This window comes from Maribacter sp. HS, assembly GCF_048059195.1.
Taxonomy (GTDB): domain Bacteria; phylum Bacteroidota; class Bacteroidia; order Flavobacteriales; family Flavobacteriaceae; genus Maribacter; species Maribacter dokdonensis.
Genome location: NZ_JAYLVV010000003.1, coordinates 464,074 through 482,411 on the forward strand (window position 1 = coordinate 464,074; position 18,338 = coordinate 482,411).

The 18,338-nt window shown below is 34.8% G+C and carries 12 protein-coding genes; 1 reads left to right on the plus strand and 11 read right to left on the minus strand.

The genetic code is table 11. The features are described 5' to 3' along the window. Positions 1–24 precede the first annotated feature (24 nt). The 7 genes from VBZ51_RS07135 to uvrC all read right to left on the minus strand — a co-directional run bounded on the left by VBZ51_RS07135 (position 25) and on the right by uvrC (position 11,999). Positions 25–2,727 (minus strand): TonB-dependent receptor, encoded by a 2,703-nt coding sequence (locus tag VBZ51_RS07135; protein WP_348360875.1) that lies wholly within the window; start codon positions 2,725–2,727, stop codon positions 25–27. A gap of 170 nt (positions 2,728–2,897) precedes the next feature. Beyond that, the gene (gene pgi, locus VBZ51_RS07140) at positions 2,898–4,535 is read right to left on the minus strand and encodes a glucose-6-phosphate isomerase (RefSeq protein WP_305521982.1); all 1,638 of its coding nucleotides are present in this window, start codon (positions 4,533–4,535) and stop codon (positions 2,898–2,900) included. Next, complete coding sequence (locus VBZ51_RS07145; protein ID WP_416576496.1) at positions 4,522–5,817, minus strand: M23 family metallopeptidase; 1,296 nt, start codon at positions 5,815–5,817, stop codon at positions 4,522–4,524. The genes pgi and VBZ51_RS07145 overlap by 14 nt, the downstream gene beginning before the upstream one ends. Continuing rightward, on the minus strand, positions 5,817–6,788 hold the full coding sequence (locus VBZ51_RS07150; protein ID WP_074670440.1) for a tryptophan 2,3-dioxygenase family protein: 972 nt from the start codon (positions 6,786–6,788) through the stop codon (positions 5,817–5,819). The genes VBZ51_RS07145 and VBZ51_RS07150 overlap by 1 nt, the downstream gene beginning before the upstream one ends. A 7-nt stretch (positions 6,789–6,795) precedes the next feature. Beyond that, positions 6,796–7,575 carry a DUF3108 domain-containing protein gene (locus VBZ51_RS07155; protein WP_058104820.1) on the minus strand — a complete coding sequence of 260 codons (780 nt, stop codon included), beginning with the start codon at positions 7,573–7,575 and terminating at the stop codon, positions 6,796–6,798. Between the two features lie 361 nt (positions 7,576–7,936). Next, on the minus strand, positions 7,937–10,204 hold the full coding sequence (locus VBZ51_RS07160) for a patatin-like phospholipase family protein (RefSeq protein WP_416576497.1): 2,268 nt from the start codon (positions 10,202–10,204) through the stop codon (positions 7,937–7,939). A 1-nt stretch (position 10,205) separates the two neighbouring features. Further along, complete coding sequence (gene uvrC, locus VBZ51_RS07165) at positions 10,206–11,999, minus strand: excinuclease ABC subunit UvrC (protein WP_091608370.1); 1,794 nt, start codon at positions 11,997–11,999, stop codon at positions 10,206–10,208. Between the two features lie 492 nt (positions 12,000–12,491). Here uvrC and VBZ51_RS07170 point away from each other — a divergent pair, with 492 nt between their 5' ends. Beyond that, on the plus strand, positions 12,492–13,061 hold the full coding sequence (locus VBZ51_RS07170; protein WP_210708907.1) for a 5-formyltetrahydrofolate cyclo-ligase: 570 nt from the start codon (positions 12,492–12,494) through the stop codon (positions 13,059–13,061). Here the strand turns inward: VBZ51_RS07170 and VBZ51_RS07175 are convergent. Genes VBZ51_RS07175 through ileS form a run of 4 tightly spaced genes read right to left on the minus strand, consistent with a single transcriptional unit; the run spans position 13,040 to position 18,196 of the window. Then, positions 13,040–13,717, minus strand: coding sequence for a lipoprotein signal peptidase (locus tag VBZ51_RS07175; protein ID WP_058104816.1), 678 nt, complete (start codon positions 13,715–13,717; stop codon positions 13,040–13,042). The two genes, VBZ51_RS07170 and VBZ51_RS07175, sit on opposite strands and share 22 nt — an antisense overlap. 33 nt (positions 13,718–13,750) lie before the next feature. Next, positions 13,751–14,371 (minus strand): hypothetical protein, encoded by a 621-nt coding sequence (locus VBZ51_RS07180; protein ID WP_083365579.1) that lies wholly within the window; start codon positions 14,369–14,371, stop codon positions 13,751–13,753. A gap of 39 nt (positions 14,372–14,410) precedes the next feature. After that, a complete protein-coding gene (locus VBZ51_RS07185; RefSeq protein ID WP_058104814.1) occupies positions 14,411–14,794 on the minus strand; it encodes a TraR/DksA family transcriptional regulator in 384 nt (127 codons plus the stop codon). Positions 14,795–14,797: 3 nt separating this feature from the next. Further along, a complete protein-coding gene (gene ileS / locus VBZ51_RS07190; protein WP_348505785.1) occupies positions 14,798–18,196 on the minus strand; it encodes an isoleucine--tRNA ligase in 3,399 nt (1,132 codons plus the stop codon). Positions 18,197–18,338: the final 142 nt, after the last annotated feature.

The following is an 18,338-nucleotide window of genomic DNA, read 5'->3' on the forward strand; positions in this document are numbered from 1 at the left end:
TTAATATTTAAGTAAGAAATAATCTTAGAAACTATAACGAGCACTTACGTTAAAAGTTCTACCAAACCCAAAGAATACTTTGTTATCAGTAGAAATTCCTCTAAATACATCATCTCCTTGTCCTGCAAATGTATTTGTCAACGATTCAGCTATATATTCTGTATCAAAAAGGTTGTTTACGTTAGCAGCAATACTAAGCTTGTTGCTTCCTCCTAAACCAAAAGTGTAATATGCACCTAAGTCAAAAAGTGTATAACTTGGTAAACGTAATGAACCTTGATTATCTGCTGAATCAAAATCTTCTGCATTTAAGAATGCATATAATCTTGAAGCATTGTAAAGGTTAGCGCTAATCTTAAGATCCTCAATAGGTCTTACAATCATTTCTAAGTTTGTAGTAAATTGAGCGGCATCACCAACTTTTACACCATCTAGAAACAAAGTAACATCTGGGTCAATTACATTTCTATCATCATCAAGAGCTTGACCAGTTGCATTCCCAGCATACTCCCAATCACCTAAAGATATCATACCTCTAAACTGTACAACATCTGACGCACGGTAATCCGCTTCAATCTCAATACCCTTATGAACTTGTTCAACGCCATTAATATTAGCATTACCCTCATCTCCTGTTGGAGTTTCAATGCCAATAGAAACAAATCTATCTTTCCAAGATGTTCTATATAAATTCACCTTTGCTCTGAAATCACCTAGATTAAGACCATAACCCATTTCAAGACCTAAAATTTTCTCGTTAGTTAAATCTGGGTTTAATTCGTTTACAAAATTAATGTAAACTGCATCGAACAATGGTTGTTTAGAATAGTAACCACCATTAAAAAATACGTTATTAGCTTCATTAATATTAAAGTTAGCACCACCTTTAATGTTACCTCCTAAAATATTTTCCCAATCAGTTTCTTGTAAAGGATCAGAATCTAAATAATTGAAATAATCGATTCTTTTAAATCCTTGATTAGAAATACCACCTTGAACAAAAGCAGAAACTACACCATCAGTATATTCAACTTGACCAAATGCTCCGGCCCATCTTACAAGACCATCATTATAGTAATCAATTTTCTCTTCATCATCAATACTCTTGAATACGTTCAAAATAGAAGAGAAATCAGAATCTACAACACCATTTTGACGTACAGTATGATTAGGGTTATTAATGTCGTCATCATCAAAATAACCATCCGCTCCTAATAAATTATCCACTCTTCTGTAGTGAATACCTTTGTAGCTTCTTAAATCCAAACCTACATCATAACTCCATTTTTCGTTAATTTGAGTATTCAAATTAGCAATTACACCAAACCAGTTGTGAGAGTTAATAGAAGCTCTTCTTGTAAGACCATCACCAAAGCTTGTAGTAATATATTCGCCATCGGCATTAGGTGATAATTGATAATCGTTACCATCATAAAAAGTAACTGCCTCACCGCCATTAAAGCGTGAAATTAAATCATAATCAACTTGACCTGTTTCTGGTATTCTATATCTACTAGAACTAGCAAAACCGAAATTTGGACCAGAACCAATATCACCAGTACCACCACCACGACCAAATGATGCGTAGGCAGATGTAGACAATGTAGATTTTTCAGAAGCCTTCCATTCCCATGTCAAAGAAGTAATAGGTTTGTGATAGAAATTTCTTCTCCATCCAAATTCCTCACCGTTTAATGTACCACCATTATAGTTATATCTAGCCCCATATTCTAAATGATCAGCTAAAGTTGCTACATTGAAGAAACTAGAAGTTCTTTGATTATGAACCTGAGGAGCCCCAGTTAAAATAAATTGGAAATTATGTTTTTCATTTGGCTCATATCCTAAACCAATAAAATAATTGTAACCTTCGAACTCCGTTCCTTGAATATAACCATCACCTGAAGTTCTACCTAATAATATAGAAGCCGCAAAACCTTTGTCCGATTTTCCAGTATTGTAAGCAACGTTTGTTTTTAAGTAACCATCGTTACCACCACCAAGTGTAACAGTACCGCCTTCTTCTTTATCAGTAGACTTTGTAATAACGTTTATTGTACCACCAACGGAAGAAATTGCCAACTTAGATGACCCTAAACCTCTTTGCACTTGCATAGCAGTAGTAACATCGCCTAAACCTGCCCAGTTACTCCAGAATACAGCTCCATTTTCCATATCGTTAACAGGTATACCGTTAATCATTACAGCAGTATTTCTAGAATCGAAACCTCTAACGTTAACTCTACCGTCACCAAAACCACCACCTGTTTTGGTAGCGTAAATAGAAGGAGTAGACTTAAGTATTTCAGGTAATTCTTGAGAACCTAATTTTTCTTGTATTTCAGCTGCTCTAATTGTTGAAACAGCCACAGGAGTTTCCCTATCCTTAGCAATATCTAAAATTCCTGTTACAACAACACCCTCCAGCTCTTCAGCATTTGGTTCCAAAACAATTGAACCAATGTTACCTGTTGAAGTAAAGGCAACTTGTTTAGAATTAAAACCAATGTAAGAAACAACTAAGGTTCCAGACTCGGCACTTGCATTAATAGTAAAGTTTCCATCAAAATCAGTTGATGTTCCGTTAGTAGTACCTTTAACCATTACTGTAGCTCCTGGCAACGGAGTGTTTGTGTCGCCATCCAGTACAGTACCAGAAATAGATCCTTGTGAAAAAGCAGTTACGGTCATTAAAAATGCCGCTAATGCAAAATACATTTTTCTCATTTTTTCAAGTATTTGTTTAGTTTTTAACTTGCTGCAAAAGTCAAGTATTTTTAAAGTTCTAACGTTAAGACAACGTTAAATCAATACCTCAAAAATACCTAAAAACCATACACGATTTACTTGAAAATTAAATAGTTACCCTTTTTTGAAAATCTTTATTGTATTCTAAATTATTTCTTAAAATATTGTAAAAGTCGCAATGTAGAACTGTCGTGATCAGAAATTTCAGAATTTTCAATATCCTTTAATATTGTACCAGCTAGCTGTTTACCTAGTTCTACACCCCATTGATCATAGCTGAAAATGTTCCAGATTATTCCTTGAACAAATATTTTATGCTCATACAAAGCTATTAAAGCTCCTAAAGATTTTGGCGTTAGCTTATCTATTAAAACAGTATTGGTAGGTTTATTGCCGGCAAAAACCTTGAACGGAGCAAGCTTGTCTATTTCAGATTCTGTCAGGTCTTTTTCTTTCAATTCCTTGACCACCTCATCCTTTGTCTTACCGTTCATTAATGCTTCTGTCTGGGCAAAATAATTTGCCATCAACTTATTATGGTGATCTTTATCTCCATGTAAAGAATACTTAAACCCAATAAAATCTGTTGGAATTAATTTTGTGCCCTGGTGAATCAATTGAAAGAACGCATGCTGAGAATTTGTACCCGGTTCTCCCCAAATAATCGTTCCGGTTTCATAATTAACCGCATTACCCGCCCTATCTACACTTTTACCATTGCTTTCCATGATTCCCTGTTGTAAATATGCCGAGAATCTACTTAAATATTGTGCATAAGGAATTATTGCCTCTGTTTCAGCTCCATAAAAATTATTATACCACACACTCAACAATGCCATGACAACGGGAATGTTTTCTGAAAAATCACTTTCCTTGAAATGAACATCCGTTTCATGGGCGCCTTCTAGCAAAGCATTAAAATTATCATAACCAACTGCCAATGCTATTGTTAAACCTACAGCACTCCACAGTGAAAATCTTCCACCTACCCAATCCCACATAGGGAATACATTGGCAGCATCTATACCAAACTCAGCAATTTTTTCGCTGTTGGTAGAAACCGCCGCAAAATGCTTGGCAATATCTTCTTGAGTACCATGCTTTAAAAACCATTTTTTAATGGTGGTAGCATTGCTCAAGGTCTCTTGTGTCGTAAATGTTTTAGAAACCACTACAAATAAGGTAGTTTCCGGATCTAAGTTCTTTAAGATTTCATGAACATGGTCACCATCTACATTACTTACGAAATGAACCGATAAGTGATTCTTATAGAACTTCAACGCCTCTGTTACCATAGCAGGACCAAGATCAGAGCCTCCAATACCAATATTTACCACATCTGTAAAAGGTTTGCCGGTATAACCTTTTAACTCACCACTTATTACCGCATTGGTAAATTCTTTAATATGCTCTTTAACCTCGTAAACTTCTGGCATTACATTAACACCATCCACTAACACCTCATCATCTTTTTTTGCTCTCAATGCGGTATGAAGCACAGCCCTACCTTCTGTCTCATTGATATGACCGCCAGTGTAATAATCATCTATAGCACCTTTTAAATTTACTTCATCTGCCAATTGCAGCAACAACTGCATAGTTTCATCGGTTATTCTATTCTTTGAATAATCGAACAAAAAATCGTTCCATTGAAGTGTAAACTTCTCTGCCCTATTTGCATCGGAAGAAAATAAAGATCTTAAATGCGTGCCTTTGGTCTCCTCAAAGTGTGCAGTTAATTTTTTCCAGATATCTGTTTGTTGCGGATTTATTTTACTCAGTGCCATTTTCTTGATTAAGTGTTAGTAAGTCCTCTTCGTTATCCAATAAAACTTTAGGATATATTATACAATCTAACTGTTCTTTATATGTTGATATATATGTAAAGTAATCTTCTTTTAACGAGTCGTGCAGCGGTTCTGCTTGCGGTAACTCTTCTTTTAACGGATCTACTTGCCTACCATTTTTCCAAAAACGATAACATACATGTGGACCACCAGTATTTCCTGTCATTCCAATCCAACCTATGACATCACCTTGGCGTACAAATTGTCCTTTTTTGACATTTTGTGCCTTCATATGTAAGTATTGTGTTGAATAGGTACCGTTGTGCCTGATTTTTACATATTTACCATTACCGCCCCTTCTTGTAGACTCTACTACAGTACCATCTGCAGTGGCCATTATAGGGGTTCCTATCGGCGCCGCATAATCCGTTCCTTTATGTGGTCTTAATTTATAGCCATAATATTTGATTCTTCTCTTTAGATTATATCTAGAAGATAGACGACCATATTCTACGGGCATTCTTAAAAACGTTCTTCTAAGATTATTTGCATTTTCATCAAAATAATCTACTATACTTCTTAGCGAATCGTTTTCATAGGCAAAGGCGTAAATAGGCTTACCATTATGTTGAAAATATGCAGCCTCAATTGGCTCTGCACCTGCATACACCGTATCGTTTATATATTTCTCGTTATAAATGATTTTAAACTTATCATTCTTTTGTAATCTAGAGAAATCAATAGTCCATGCATATACATTTGCCAGGTTGTGGGTTACATTATAATCTACCCCTTGTTGCAATATTGCTTCGGATAAACTAGATTCAATTACCCCCGAAACTTCTCTTTGCACATACTTTACCTTATTCTTATTCTTATATACTTTAACGGTATCTCTCAAATCTACCACAGTATAATTAATTGGGTCATTTTCATAAATGAATACTTGAGCCTGTGCTAGGGTATCTTTGGACTGCAAAATAACATATGGTTTTCCCACGCGTATTTTACGCACGTCAAAACTATCTCTAAAGTTTTCTGAAATAGCCGCCACCTTAGGGTAATCAACTTTATGCTGCTGCATTAATTCACCAAAACTATCACCGTATTTAATGGTATCTAGTTTTACATAAAATTCATCCAGATTAAAACCAAATCTTTCATTTAAGACCGGCTTTTCAACTTCACCTATTTCTTGTGCGATATCTTTTTTTTGCACTTCGGCATCTTTACATGATACCATTACGGTCAAAGCCAAGATTATACCCCAATATTTCTGCATTACTCTCCTCTTGATTTATCTGGATTTAACATATGGTCTACCCATTGTTTGCCCCAATTATTTAGTTCTTGCTCTGTATACAACTCTGGGAAAAAAACTATTTTTTGGAAACTTGGCGGTAAATATTCTTTCCAATTTGTACCTCCAGTTGCCTCAATATCTCCCGTTTCTTTTCTTAAGTACCTATGGGCAGAACCCATGTGCATTAACTGCCAATTAATGTTGGCATTCATATCAAGCATTTTCAACGCATCTATCAATGCTTGATCCTCTCTTTGTTTTTTGGGTAAACTTAAGTATTTATGATATATTGTTGAATTCTCAACTTGTTTTGCAATTCTAATCAATCTAGGCGTGTAACGATATTCAAACTGCTTTAAAGTCAAGGTCTTTTCACCTGTAGCCAAATCTGTTGCCCCTTTTTTCCAATAGATATGTTCATAAAGATCTTCTATAGAGACACCCGGGGATAATTGCTCCCTATCTGATACATGTACCAGGTTTTCCAAAGGAGTGGCATACAATTCTATCATTCTAAATTGAGCAGATTGAAACCCGCTCGCCGGTAAAAGTGCCATACGGTATTGCAAGAACTGCTCACGCTCCATACCTTTTATCATAACACTGAACGATGATATCAATACTTTGTAATAACTATTGACTCTTCTAACTTTTTCAATAAAAAAATCTAGATTTCCACTTTTATCATCTACTAGTTGTTTTTGTTCATGTAAGATCAATTTAAAATACAACTCGGTAATCTGATGGTACATGATAAATATTTCCTCATCGGGGAAATGAGTTCTAGGTACTTGAAGACTAAGCAATGTGTCTAAATGAATATAGTCCCAATACGTTAAATAACGCTGATGTAGCAAGCCATCTAAATACGAGCTAAGATCTTGCCCTGAATCCTTGTATTTTTCTTCTAATTTAGAGATTTGGGATTTAATCTTCTCTTTATCTTCCATCTATGGGTTAATCCATTATAATTTTAAACTGATGCTTAAGACCATTATACCCATCTAAATCTGCTTTAATAGCACCTACCGCTAAATCTGCTTTAATTCTAATTGGAATTCTATTATCATCATTTGACACCCATAACGACAAACTTTCCTGCTCCTTGAATACACGACCCGATTGAACCAAAGGTCTAAATTTTAAGCATTCTACTTTACCGTACTTAGTGTTGAGCACTTCTAAACCTAAATATTTTAGTTTAAAATTGAAGATCCCATCATCATCATAAAGCATTTTAAGGGTAATAGCTTTTCCTATTTCAAGATCTTCCGTTTCATAGTTGTTCCTCAAATAATAAAAAGCGGATATTAAATCCTGTATATTGTCCTCCAGTGTAAAATTAAGCTTTTTCTTGTTTTTCTTATCATTAAGTTCCGCTTTAGATGTATCATGATCAAAGTTTATTTCAACATCTTTGGTATAACCACCTTCGTCAATTTTACGCACAAACCTATACGGCTTACCATCTACCTTATCAAAATAGCTTTCATACGTATCATCTACCTTAAAGAACCAACTGGCAACACCCGTGGTTTCACCATGACCCACTACATGATAAACTGGCTTATTGTTTATAGTGGCAGAATTCACCTGCAAAGTAGCAAAGCTGGCATTTAAAAAACCATAATGCATTCTAAACTTTAACCATTCTCCAGTTTTAAATGCAGATTGAGAACTTTGAGCTTGCACACTAAAAGAGGAAATAATAAGAGCAAGTAAAATTAATCTTTTCATAGTTCGCAGTTTATTGTAAAAATAGCAATAGATAATTTCCCATTACTTTAGTTACAATATCTTAAACAAAATTTATTCCAAAGTATTGTTGTATAAAAAAAGCCCAGTTTAAAAACTGGGCTTTTCCTAAATAACCAACCAAACTTTAAATTATGAAAAACCACTACTTAAAGTTGTAAGGGAACCACCCCTTAGCTGATGTAAATTTAAGGCACTTTACCTTACCCAAAGTACGGTTTAACTTACTTTAACGATAAACTTAACAGTTATTCACACTTCCACTTAATAATTGGGAATCCATTAAGAATTTTAGCTTGAAAAGGTCGAATTTCACTCAAAAAACAACAGCGTTTATTTCACTTTAGAACCAATACCCGATACTTACAAAAAAATGAGAACGATCATCTTCCGGTGTCCAAGAGTACATTAGATTTATTGGGCCTACAAAAGATTCCCAACCGTATCCCACACCATAACCGGAATATGTTGGCGCTTTAAACCAATCTCCCGTTCTAAAAAGATCATCGTCTACGTTTGCATAATTGGCGGTGAACAAGGCATGGTTTTTTGGTGCAAATTCATAATCAAGTCTAGCATATGCCTTCACAAAGCTGTTACCCACTAAACTTATGAAATCATACCCTACAAAAGGAACTAAATTGTTAATGAAATCCGTTCCGTAGCCTCCCAAAATAAAATCGAAAGAGGTAACATTAGAGGTGCCCAGCTTAAAACCTCCCTCAGTCTCTACATTTAAAGATAAATTTCTCACCAAGGGCAACGCCATTCCCATTCTAGCTTTGGATATTGAAAAGTCTTTAAAATTATTATTATAATCAGATGATAAAACATAATAGTGCATATCTCCATTAAAATACAAGCCTCTAGATGGGAAATACTTATCATCATAGGTATCTAATTTTAAAGCTCCAAACGCACTTATATAGTTACTTCTTTCAAAATAAGTTCTTCCATTACTAGCCGTATTACCCGGCAAGCTGTCATCGTCTACATCTCCAAATGTTCTAGTACTAAATTGCAAATGCTTAAACTCCCCACCAAGGGTAAAGGCAAACTCTTCTTTAACTACTGTTTGAACATACAATTGATTAGTAAAATCCGATACGTTCAAATTAATAGAATTCAATTGTGTACCATTACCTACTTCAAAATTACCTTGAATGAGATCAAAGTTGATTTCTTGCTCAAAATCATTGAACCTAGAATTTACACCAAAACTCCAATATGTACCTTTATCAACATAATACTCAAAGTTATACCTAATATTATCTCCCAAAATAAAATCAAATGACGCCACATCATCTTTTGACAATAGTCTCTTTTTGGTAAGATTGATTATAGCCCCACTTTTATACAGATCATCATAATGTGCACCTAATCTCAAAAAGGAAGTATTTCTGGTCTCATCTAATGGCAAGATCAAATCTTCTCCGCCATTTAAATTGTCCAATAATTTATACTTTATAGTTCTAAAATTGCCTGTGGCCGACAAGTTACTAATGCCTTGTTGTAGTTTTTTAAAATCTATGGGTTCATCTAAGTTAAATCTTAATTTTCCTTTTACATACCCCCTTGTATGATTTGTATTACCATCAATAAACAATCTGTTGACCGTAAGCTCTTCTGCCGCACCAACAACCGGAATGGTTCTTTTTTCACCAACACCCCTTGTGGCAAGTTTTTTTAAATCATCTATTTTCAAATTTGCGGCGTCTTCCCCTTTTTTAACTATTTCTGACAGCCTGTTAAAATCAATAACAGAGTAATCTTCTATTTGCGGCTTTATGTAAATATCCGTTTTAGCCGATTTAATTTTCATATCGGCCACGGTTCTGTAATTATTTATTTGAAGTAAAATTTCGGTAGCGGACAAAAGTGCATCTCGATCAGATAAGTCATGCTGAACATCAACACCAATAATTAACCCAGCACCCATAGCCCTTACTTCATCAATTGGATAATTATTCACAACACCGCCATCTATCAATACCTTGCCATCAATTGCCGTAGGTTCAAAAAGAGAAGGCAAGGTTCCACTAGCCAATATTGCTTCTGGCAGATAACCAGAATCTAAAACAACTTGTTTACCCGTTTCTATATCTGTTGCTATACACACAAAAGGTATAGGCAGTTTATTAAAATCCTCTATATCCTTAACATGGTATAAAAGCCTCACAAATTCATTATAGATATTTTGTCCTCCAGAAAACGCAGGTGGTACGGTAACTTTAAAATTTTTAAAGGGTAAGGTAAGCGCATATCTTTCAGAATCTTCTTTTTCATAAAAAGTTTTGGCGCTTCTTGGAAGGTTATCTTGAATTAAAGAGCCAACATTGGTAACAGTAAAGAGAGAATCTAGCTCTCTCGCCGAATACCCAGAAGCATATAAAGCCCCTACAATTGCTCCCATACTAGATCCGCCAATGTAATCTATTTCTATACCTGCCTCTTCTATAACCTTTAACGCTCCAATATGTGCCATACCTTTGGCACCACCACCACTTAGCACCAAACCTATTTTTGGAGCCTTTTCTACATCTACATTTTGCGCAACCAGTGCCGTAGCGCAAAACATAGACAGCACTATAAGCGCAAATCTTGCAAGCATTTTATTTTTGACGAAAAGACTCATAAATCTTCTTTGCTTTTGATGCACCAACTTCTTGACTTAAACTTTCAACAGATGCTTCTTTGATACGTTTTACCGATTTAAATTTTTTCAATAATTGTTGTGCTGTTTTTTCTCCTACACCATTTATACCTTCTAACTCAGAATTAATAGCTCCCTTACTCCTTTTGTTTCTATGAAATGTAATACCGAACCTGTGTGCTTCATTCCTTAAATATTGAATGATTTTTAAACTTTCAGATTTTTTGTCCAAGTATAATGGTATGGGATCTTCCGGAAAATATATTTCCTCTAATCTTTTAGCGATACCAACAATTGCAATTTTACCTCGTAAACCTAAAAGATCAAGACTTTTCAGCGCTGACGACAACTGACCTTTACCACCATCAATGACAATTAGTTGCGGCAAAGGTTGCATTTCTTCCTGTAGTCTTTTGTATCTTCTAAATACTACCTCTTCCATGGAGGCAAAATCATCAGGACCGGTAACCGTCTTTATATTATAGTGTCTATATTCTTTTTTTGAAGGTTTGCCATCTTTAAACACAACGCATGCCGCTACCGGGTTACTACCTTGAATATTACTATTATCAAAACATTCTATATGGCGCGGTTCTGCAGACAACCTTAAGTCTTTCTTCATTTGAGCCATAATCCTGTTCGTATGGCGATCCGGATCAATTATTTTAATTTGATTGAACTTTTCTTGCCTAAAGAACTTCGCGTTACGTTCAGACAAATCAAGAATACGCTTTTTATCACCAAGTTTGGGAACGGTTACCTTAAGACCAGGAGAAACCGCAATTTTAAAAGGCACATATAACTCTTTTGACTCAGACTTAAATCGCTCCCTGATTTCAACAATTGCCAATTCTAACAAATCTTCATCTTGCTCCTCAAGCTTTTTCTTGATCTCCATGGTATGAGACCTAATTATAGAGCCATGCGACAATTGCAGAAAATTTACATAGGCATACGCATTATCCGATACTATACTGAAAACATCAACATTACTGATCTTAGGATTTACTATAGTAGATTTAGATTGATAATTTTCGAGAACATCAATTTTATCCTTTATTTTTTGCGCCTCTTCAAACTTCATTTCTTCGGCCAAGGCTTTCATCTGTCCTTTAAAATAGGATAACGAAGACTTAAAATTTCCTTTTACAATTTCGCGAATATCTTCAATTTGTCTATCATATTCCGTAATTGTTTGGTAGCCCTCACATGGACCTTTGCAATTTCCCAAATGATATTCTAAACATACCTTATACTTGCCAGCATTTATTTTCTCTGCCGATAAATCATAATTACAAGTTCTTAAAGGATATACACTTTTAATTAAATCTAAAAGCACCCTTACCGTTTTCATACTGGTATACGGTCCAAAATACTCGGACCCATCTTTAATGACCCTTCTAGTAGGAAAAAATCTTGGAAAACGTTCATTTTTAAGGCACAACCAAGGATAAGATTTATCATCTTTAAGTAATACGTTATACCTAGGTCTTAGTTCTTTAATTAAATTATTCTCTAACAAAAGTGCATCTGACTCCGTAGGCACCACTATGTGTTTAATTGCCTTTATTTTTTTTACCAGAACACGTGTTTTACCATACTCATGATTCTTATTAAAATAAGAAGAAACACGTTTTTTAAGGTTTTTGGCTTTACCTACATATAGTATACTTTCATTACTATCATAAAACTGATAAACTCCTGGACCAGTAGGCAATGCGCTTAATTGTATATTTAATGGAATATCTGTCATAATTCTACACCACTAATTTAGGCTATAATAGGCACTTTATATTATTGATAAACGTATAAATCTTATAAGCATAAAAACACACCTCTAAATAGGAATATGAAATTATTAAAACAATTTTTTGAGAATTAGAAATTTAAAACCACTCGAAATTATATTATTAATAATCCAAAAAAATTCAACACTACTGCAACTACATGGTTTTCAGTTAATTAAAACCTAAAATGTTTATTTATATGCATCATAATGTTAATTTTATAATAAAAATGTGCATTTCAACGATAAAAATGTGCATTTCAAAGATATAGTATCGATTATTTTACCTATTTTTAACTCAACAACAACAATTATTGGCTCATTTACAAATCTAGGATTATGGATAGTTATATCATCACTTTAGGAACTTACCTTGTTTTAATGTTATTTTTTAAGGTATTTTTTGCCGTTGCAGGTAAAGAATAGATTGAAAAATCTATCGTTAAAAATCACTTCACTATGTTGAAGAAAGATTTACGCATAAAATATTCAAGACTTCGAAGTTCCCTAACTCCAACAGAAATATCTCAAAATAGCATTACCATTGCAAATTCAGTATTGAAATTGCCAATTTGGGATATGCAATACTTTCATATATTTTTGCCGATAGCACAAAAATCAGAAATAGATACTGAAGGCATTATCTCTATTCTTTTAGGTCTTGATAAAAACGTAATTGTCCCTAAAATAATTTCTTCTACAGAATTAGAGCACTATTTGCTTACGGACAACACTAAATTCACCACCAACACACTCAATATACCTGAACCCATTGATGGCATAACCGTTGAACCAAAAAAAATTGACGTTGTTTTTATACCATTATTAGCCTTTGATAAAGGCGGAAATAGAATTGGATATGGTAAAGGTTATTACGACCGCTTTTTAAGCGAATGCAGAGAGGATGTAATTAAAATAGGGCTGTCTTTTTTTGAGGCCGAAATTGAAATTGATGACGTGGATACTACAGATATTCCTTTAGATTACTGCGTAACACCCTTAAAATCCTATTCATTTACCTCTTCTTGAGTCCTATTCGAATTTTCTTCCGAGATGGACGACTCTACCTTTTCTTCTTTGTTGAAAGCCCTCTTATTAAAAACCAAAAGAATACCTACACCGGTACTTATTGCCGTATCGGCAATATTGAACACTGGTTCAAAAAATCTAAAATTTTGCCCTCCAACCATAGGCATCCAAGTGGGCCAGGTAGAATCAACCATTGGAAAGTAAAGCATGTCTACTACCTTACCGTAAAACAATTTACCGTAGGGCTCGTCCGAAAATAAGGTAGCCACTTCATTATAGCTTTCATTGAATATGGCTCCATAAAATACTGAATCTAAAATATTGCCCAATGCGCCGGCAAATATTAAGGATACTGCCCATATCAATGTATTAGAAGCTTTTTTCTTGATGACATCGAACAACCAATATCCTATTCCCAAAATAGCAAATAGCCTAAAAATGGTCAATACCAATTTTCCTATATTATCTGAAATAGGTAAAACATCGCTTAGCTTCGCGCCCCATGCAGCACCTTCATTTTCAATAAATAATATTTTAAACCAACTAAAGACCTCTACAGATTCTCCTAATACAAAATTGGTTTTGATATAAATTTTACTCCATTGATCAATTATCAATATCAATAGAATAAACAATACGGATTTTTTAATGTTCATGGGCTTTCATCAATGAGCGCAAAAATATAAATATTATTCGGTTTTACTTAAAAGTATATTACCGGTAATGGTTTCCAGCAAAAAAGAGGATGTACCAAAAGGAATAGGGTTCCTAGAAACGTCACCATATTTACTGGCCGTTGTAATATTCGCAGCTTTTGCAACAACACTAATATTACCACTCTGAGTTTTCACTTTAGTACTTCCTAATACATTATTTAAAAAGCACGCCCCATCTGATAAAGAAATATTAACTTCTTTATAAGCACCCTCCACAACTACCCTTGCATTTGTTCCAAAAACTTCCAATTTTTTCTGAATCGGCATTATAATTTTTATGGCTATCGATATTACTTTATGGGCACTTAATTTATCGTTCGGATTTTTAAAATTGGGAGTAAAACCCGTATCTAATAAAAGGGTATTGCCATTGGTCAACACTTCAATTCCTAAATCTTGGCTATACTCGCCTTCTATTTCGGTCTGTACGGTAATTTGGTTATCATTGCTTGTTTCTACTTCAACAATAAAGCAATTGGTAGCATCTACCTGAATTAGTTCTATGTGATCGTCCAATACACTTTTATACAATTTCTTTTGTGCATTGACCGCAAAAGAATATAATAGTAGGCAACTAATTATAAAACCTTTCAAAACTACAGCTATTAAAAAACGCCCCTAAAGGCGTTTTAATTATGATTGCATATTTTTTGCTTCAATACTTAGAGTAGCATGGGGCACCAGTTTTAATCTTTCTTTATTGATTAATTTTCCGGTTACACGACAGATACCATAGGTTTTATTCTCTATTCGTAAAATTGCATTCTTAAGGTCACGAATAAATTTCTCTTGCCTAATAGCCAACTGGGTATTAGCTTCTTTGCTCATAGTCTCTGACCCTTCTTCAAAAGCCTTAAAGGTAGGTGAAGTATCATCTGTACCATTATTACCATCATTCATATAAGCACTTTTTAACAGCTCTAAATGACTTTTAGCTTTCTCTATTTTCTCTTCGATCAATTCTTTGAATTCTGCCAAATCCTTGTCAGAATATCTCACTTTTAAATCTTCTGCCATCTTTTAATGTTTTTCAATAAACAATTTAGTGTTCACCTCGTCAAAAGCAATTTCAACGCCTTTATCCAACTTTTCTTCAAAATTTAATTCGGCCGTCAAAGTTTCTGTTTTAATATACTCAATATTATCTTCTATAGCTACTTCAACAAAACCATCTTTCAATATTTTAACCGCAATTTTATCCGTTACTTCAAAACCTGAATCTTTTCTAATGTTCTGAATTCTATTTACAAGTTCTCTTGCGACACCTTCATTTCTTAATTTGTCATCAATAGTAACATCTAAAGCTACAGTTAATTTACCTGATGTTGCCACCATCCACCCTTCAATATCTTGAGAGGATATTTCTACATCTTGTAACTGTAAAGTAATACTTTTATTTTCTAATTGGATTGTTAATTCGCCATCTTGCTCAATTTTTTGGATATCATTCTGCTCAAAAGCATTGACAACTTGGGCAATTTGCTTCATTTCTTTACCAAATTTAGGACCTAAAGTCTTGAAATTAGGCTTAATACGTTTTACCAATATACCTGAAGCATCATCTAACAACTGAATTTCCTTAACGTTAACTTCAGATTTAATTAATTCTGAAACCGCCTCTATTTCTTCTCGATCTTTGGCATCAAGAACAGGAATCATGATTTTCTGTAATGGTTGGCGTACTTTAATTTTTTCTTTTTGACGAATTGATAATACCAGAGATGATATAATTTGTGCTTTATGCATTTTTACCTCTAGACCTTCATCAATTACAGATTCATCCGCTACTGGAAAATCTGCCAAGTGCACACTTTCAAAACCTTTTTTAACCGTAGCTTTATTCAAATCTAAATATAGCCTATCCATAAAAAACGGAGATATAGGCGCAGAAAGCTTTGCCACCACATCTAAACAGGTATATAGTGTTTGATAGGCCGCAATTTTATCTGCAGCATATTCGCCTTTCCAAAAACGTCTTCTACATAAACGCACGTACCAGTTACTTAAATTCTCCTGTACAAACTCTGAGATAGCCCTTGCCGCACGTGTAGGCTCATACTCCTCATAAGCACTATCTACCACTTTAATCAGTGAATTAAGTTCAGATAAAATCCAACGATCGATCTCTGTACGTTGGCCCAAAGGAATATCTTCTTCAGAGTATGTGAACTGATCTAGATTTGCGTATAGCGCAAAGAAAGAATATGTATTATATAAGGTACCAAAAAACTTACGTTTAACCTCTACAATACCTTCCTCGTCAAATTTTAGGTTATCCCATGGGTTTGCATTGCTTATCATGTACCATCTTGTAGCATCTGCACCATGTTCGTTCATGGTATCGAATGGATCCACGGCATTACCCAATCTTTTGGACATTTTTTTGCCTTCCTTATCTAAAACCAAGCCATTGGACACAACATTCTTATATGCTACCGAATCAAAAACCATTGTTGCAATAGCATGCAAGGTGTAGAACCAACCACGTGTTTGATCAACACCTTCTGCAATAAAATCTGCTGGGAACGTTTTTCCTTCGTCTATTAATTCTTTGTTTTCAAACGGATAATGCCATTGGGCATAAGGCATAGACCCACTGTCAAACCAAACATCTATTAAATCACTTTCGCGTTTCATAGGCTTACCAGAAGCCGAAACCAAAGTTATTTGATCTACAATGTTCTTATGCAAATCTATTTTATCATAGTTCTCATCGGACATATCGTCTACAACGAAATCTGCATAAATATCCTTTTCTAAAACTCCTGCTTCCAGAGCTTTATCCATTTCCGACTTCAATTCTGCTACAGAACCTATAATTATTTCTTCTTTGCCATCTTCAGTTCTCCAGATCGGTAATGGAATTCCCCAATACCTTGACCTTGAGAGATTCCAGTCGTTCGCATTCGCCAACCAATTACCAAATCTACCTTCACCAGTTGCTTTTGGTTTCCAGTTGACCGTCTGGTTCAATTGAAACATTTGATCCTTAACATCAGTAACCTTAATGAACCAAGAATCTAACGGGTAATACAAAATAGGCTTATCCGTACGCCAACAGTTTGGGTAACTGTGCACATACTTCTCAACTTTAAATGCCTTGTTTTCTTCTTTTAATTTAATAGCGATCTCAACATCAACAGATCGCTCTGGTGCGGTACCATCTTCATAATATTCGTTTTTAACATACTTACCTCCCAATTCTTTAAGCTCTGGCCTAAATTTTCCCTGTAAGTCTACTAGAGGCACTAAATTACTGTTTTCATCCAATACCAACATTGGCGGAATTTCCGGCACTGCTTGTTTTGCTACAAAAGCATCATCTGCACCAAAAGTTGGAGCTGTATGCACTATACCTGTACCATCTTCTGTTGTAACAAAATCACCAGCAATTATCCTAAATGCATTTTCTGCATTTTCATATGGCAACACATAATCTAACAGTTGCTCATACTTAATGTTCAATAAGTCTTTACCCTTAAATTCTTTAACGACATAAAAAGGAATTTTTTTATCACCAGACGCATATGACAACAAATCCGATTTCTCCGACACCTGATTGTATTTACCCGAGAATTGTTTCCCTACCAAATTCTTGGCAAGTATAACGTTCATAGGTTCAAACGTATATTGATTATACGTTTCTACTAACACATAATCAATTTTTGGCCCTACAGTTAACGCAGTGTTAGAGGGCAATGTCCAAGGTGTCGTCGTCCAAGCTAAAAAGTAGACAGTACCTTCGTTTTGTAAAAAATCCGGTAAGGTTTCTTCTACTGCTTTAAATTGTGCGGTAACCGTAGTATCCGTCACATCTTGATAGGTACCCGGCTGATTTAGTTCATGTGAACTTAATCCCGTACCGGCTTTTGGCGAGTACGGCTGAATGGTATATCCCTTGTATATTAATCCTTTTGAATAAATCTGCTTTAACAACCACCAGACCGTCTCCATGTACTTAGACTTGTAGGTAATGTAAGGGTCTTCCATATCAACCCAATACCCAACTTGCTCCGTCATTGAGTTCCAAACATCAGTGTATCTCATCACTGCCTTTTTACAGGCAGCGTTATACTCCTCAACAGATATTTTTACCCCAATATCTTCTTTTGTAATCCCAAGTTCTTTTTCTACACCCAACTCAATCGGTAGACCGTGGGTATCCCAACCCGCTTTTCGTTTTACTTGATAACCTTTCATGGTCTTATACCTTGGAAAGATATCTTTTATGGTACGAGCCATGACATGATGTATACCCGGCATTCCGTTAGCCGACGGAGGACCTTCATAGAATACATAACTATCTTTACCCTCACGAGTTGATATACTTTTTTCAAAAATGGCATGTTCTGACCAATAGTCAAGTATTTCTTCTGCTACCTTTGGTAAATTTAATCCTTTATATTCTGCGAACTTCATACAAAATGCTTCTAGTACTGGGTTTTAAAGGCTGCAAAATTATAAAATTTTGAGCAAAAAGGAGTGTATTGAACCTACTGAAATGCTTATAAACCACCGTTTAGAACATTTATTAACAAGTTGAACATCCAAAAGTTAAAAT

Excerpts from the sequence above, each read along its gene's own strand:
- VBZ51_RS07135 (WP_348360875.1), bottom strand. The coding sequence starts at position 2,727 with ATGAGAAAAATGTATTTTGCATTAGCGGCATTTTTAATGACCGTAACT.
- pgi (WP_305521982.1), bottom strand. The coding sequence starts at position 4,535 with ATGGCACTGAGTAAAATAAATCCGCAACAAACAGATATCTGGAAAAAA.
- VBZ51_RS07145 (WP_416576496.1), bottom strand. The coding sequence starts at position 5,817 with ATGCAGAAATATTGGGGTATAATCTTGGCTTTGACCGTAATGGTATCA.
- VBZ51_RS07150 (WP_074670440.1), bottom strand. The coding sequence starts at position 6,788 with ATGGAAGATAAAGAGAAGATTAAATCCCAAATCTCTAAATTAGAAGAA.
- VBZ51_RS07155 (WP_058104820.1), bottom strand. The coding sequence starts at position 7,575 with ATGAAAAGATTAATTTTACTTGCTCTTATTATTTCCTCTTTTAGTGTG.
- VBZ51_RS07160 (WP_416576497.1), bottom strand. The coding sequence starts at position 10,204 with ATGCTTGCAAGATTTGCGCTTATAGTGCTGTCTATGTTTTGCGCTACG.
- uvrC (WP_091608370.1), bottom strand. The coding sequence starts at position 11,999 with ATGACAGATATTCCATTAAATATACAATTAAGCGCATTGCCTACTGGT.
- VBZ51_RS07170 (WP_210708907.1), top strand. The coding sequence starts at position 12,492 with ATGTTGAAGAAAGATTTACGCATAAAATATTCAAGACTTCGAAGTTCC.
- VBZ51_RS07175 (WP_058104816.1), bottom strand. The coding sequence starts at position 13,717 with ATGAACATTAAAAAATCCGTATTGTTTATTCTATTGATATTGATAATT.
- VBZ51_RS07185 (WP_058104814.1), bottom strand. The coding sequence starts at position 14,794 with ATGGCAGAAGATTTAAAAGTGAGATATTCTGACAAGGATTTGGCAGAA.
- ileS (WP_348505785.1), bottom strand. The coding sequence starts at position 18,196 with ATGAAGTTCGCAGAATATAAAGGATTAAATTTACCAAAGGTAGCAGAA.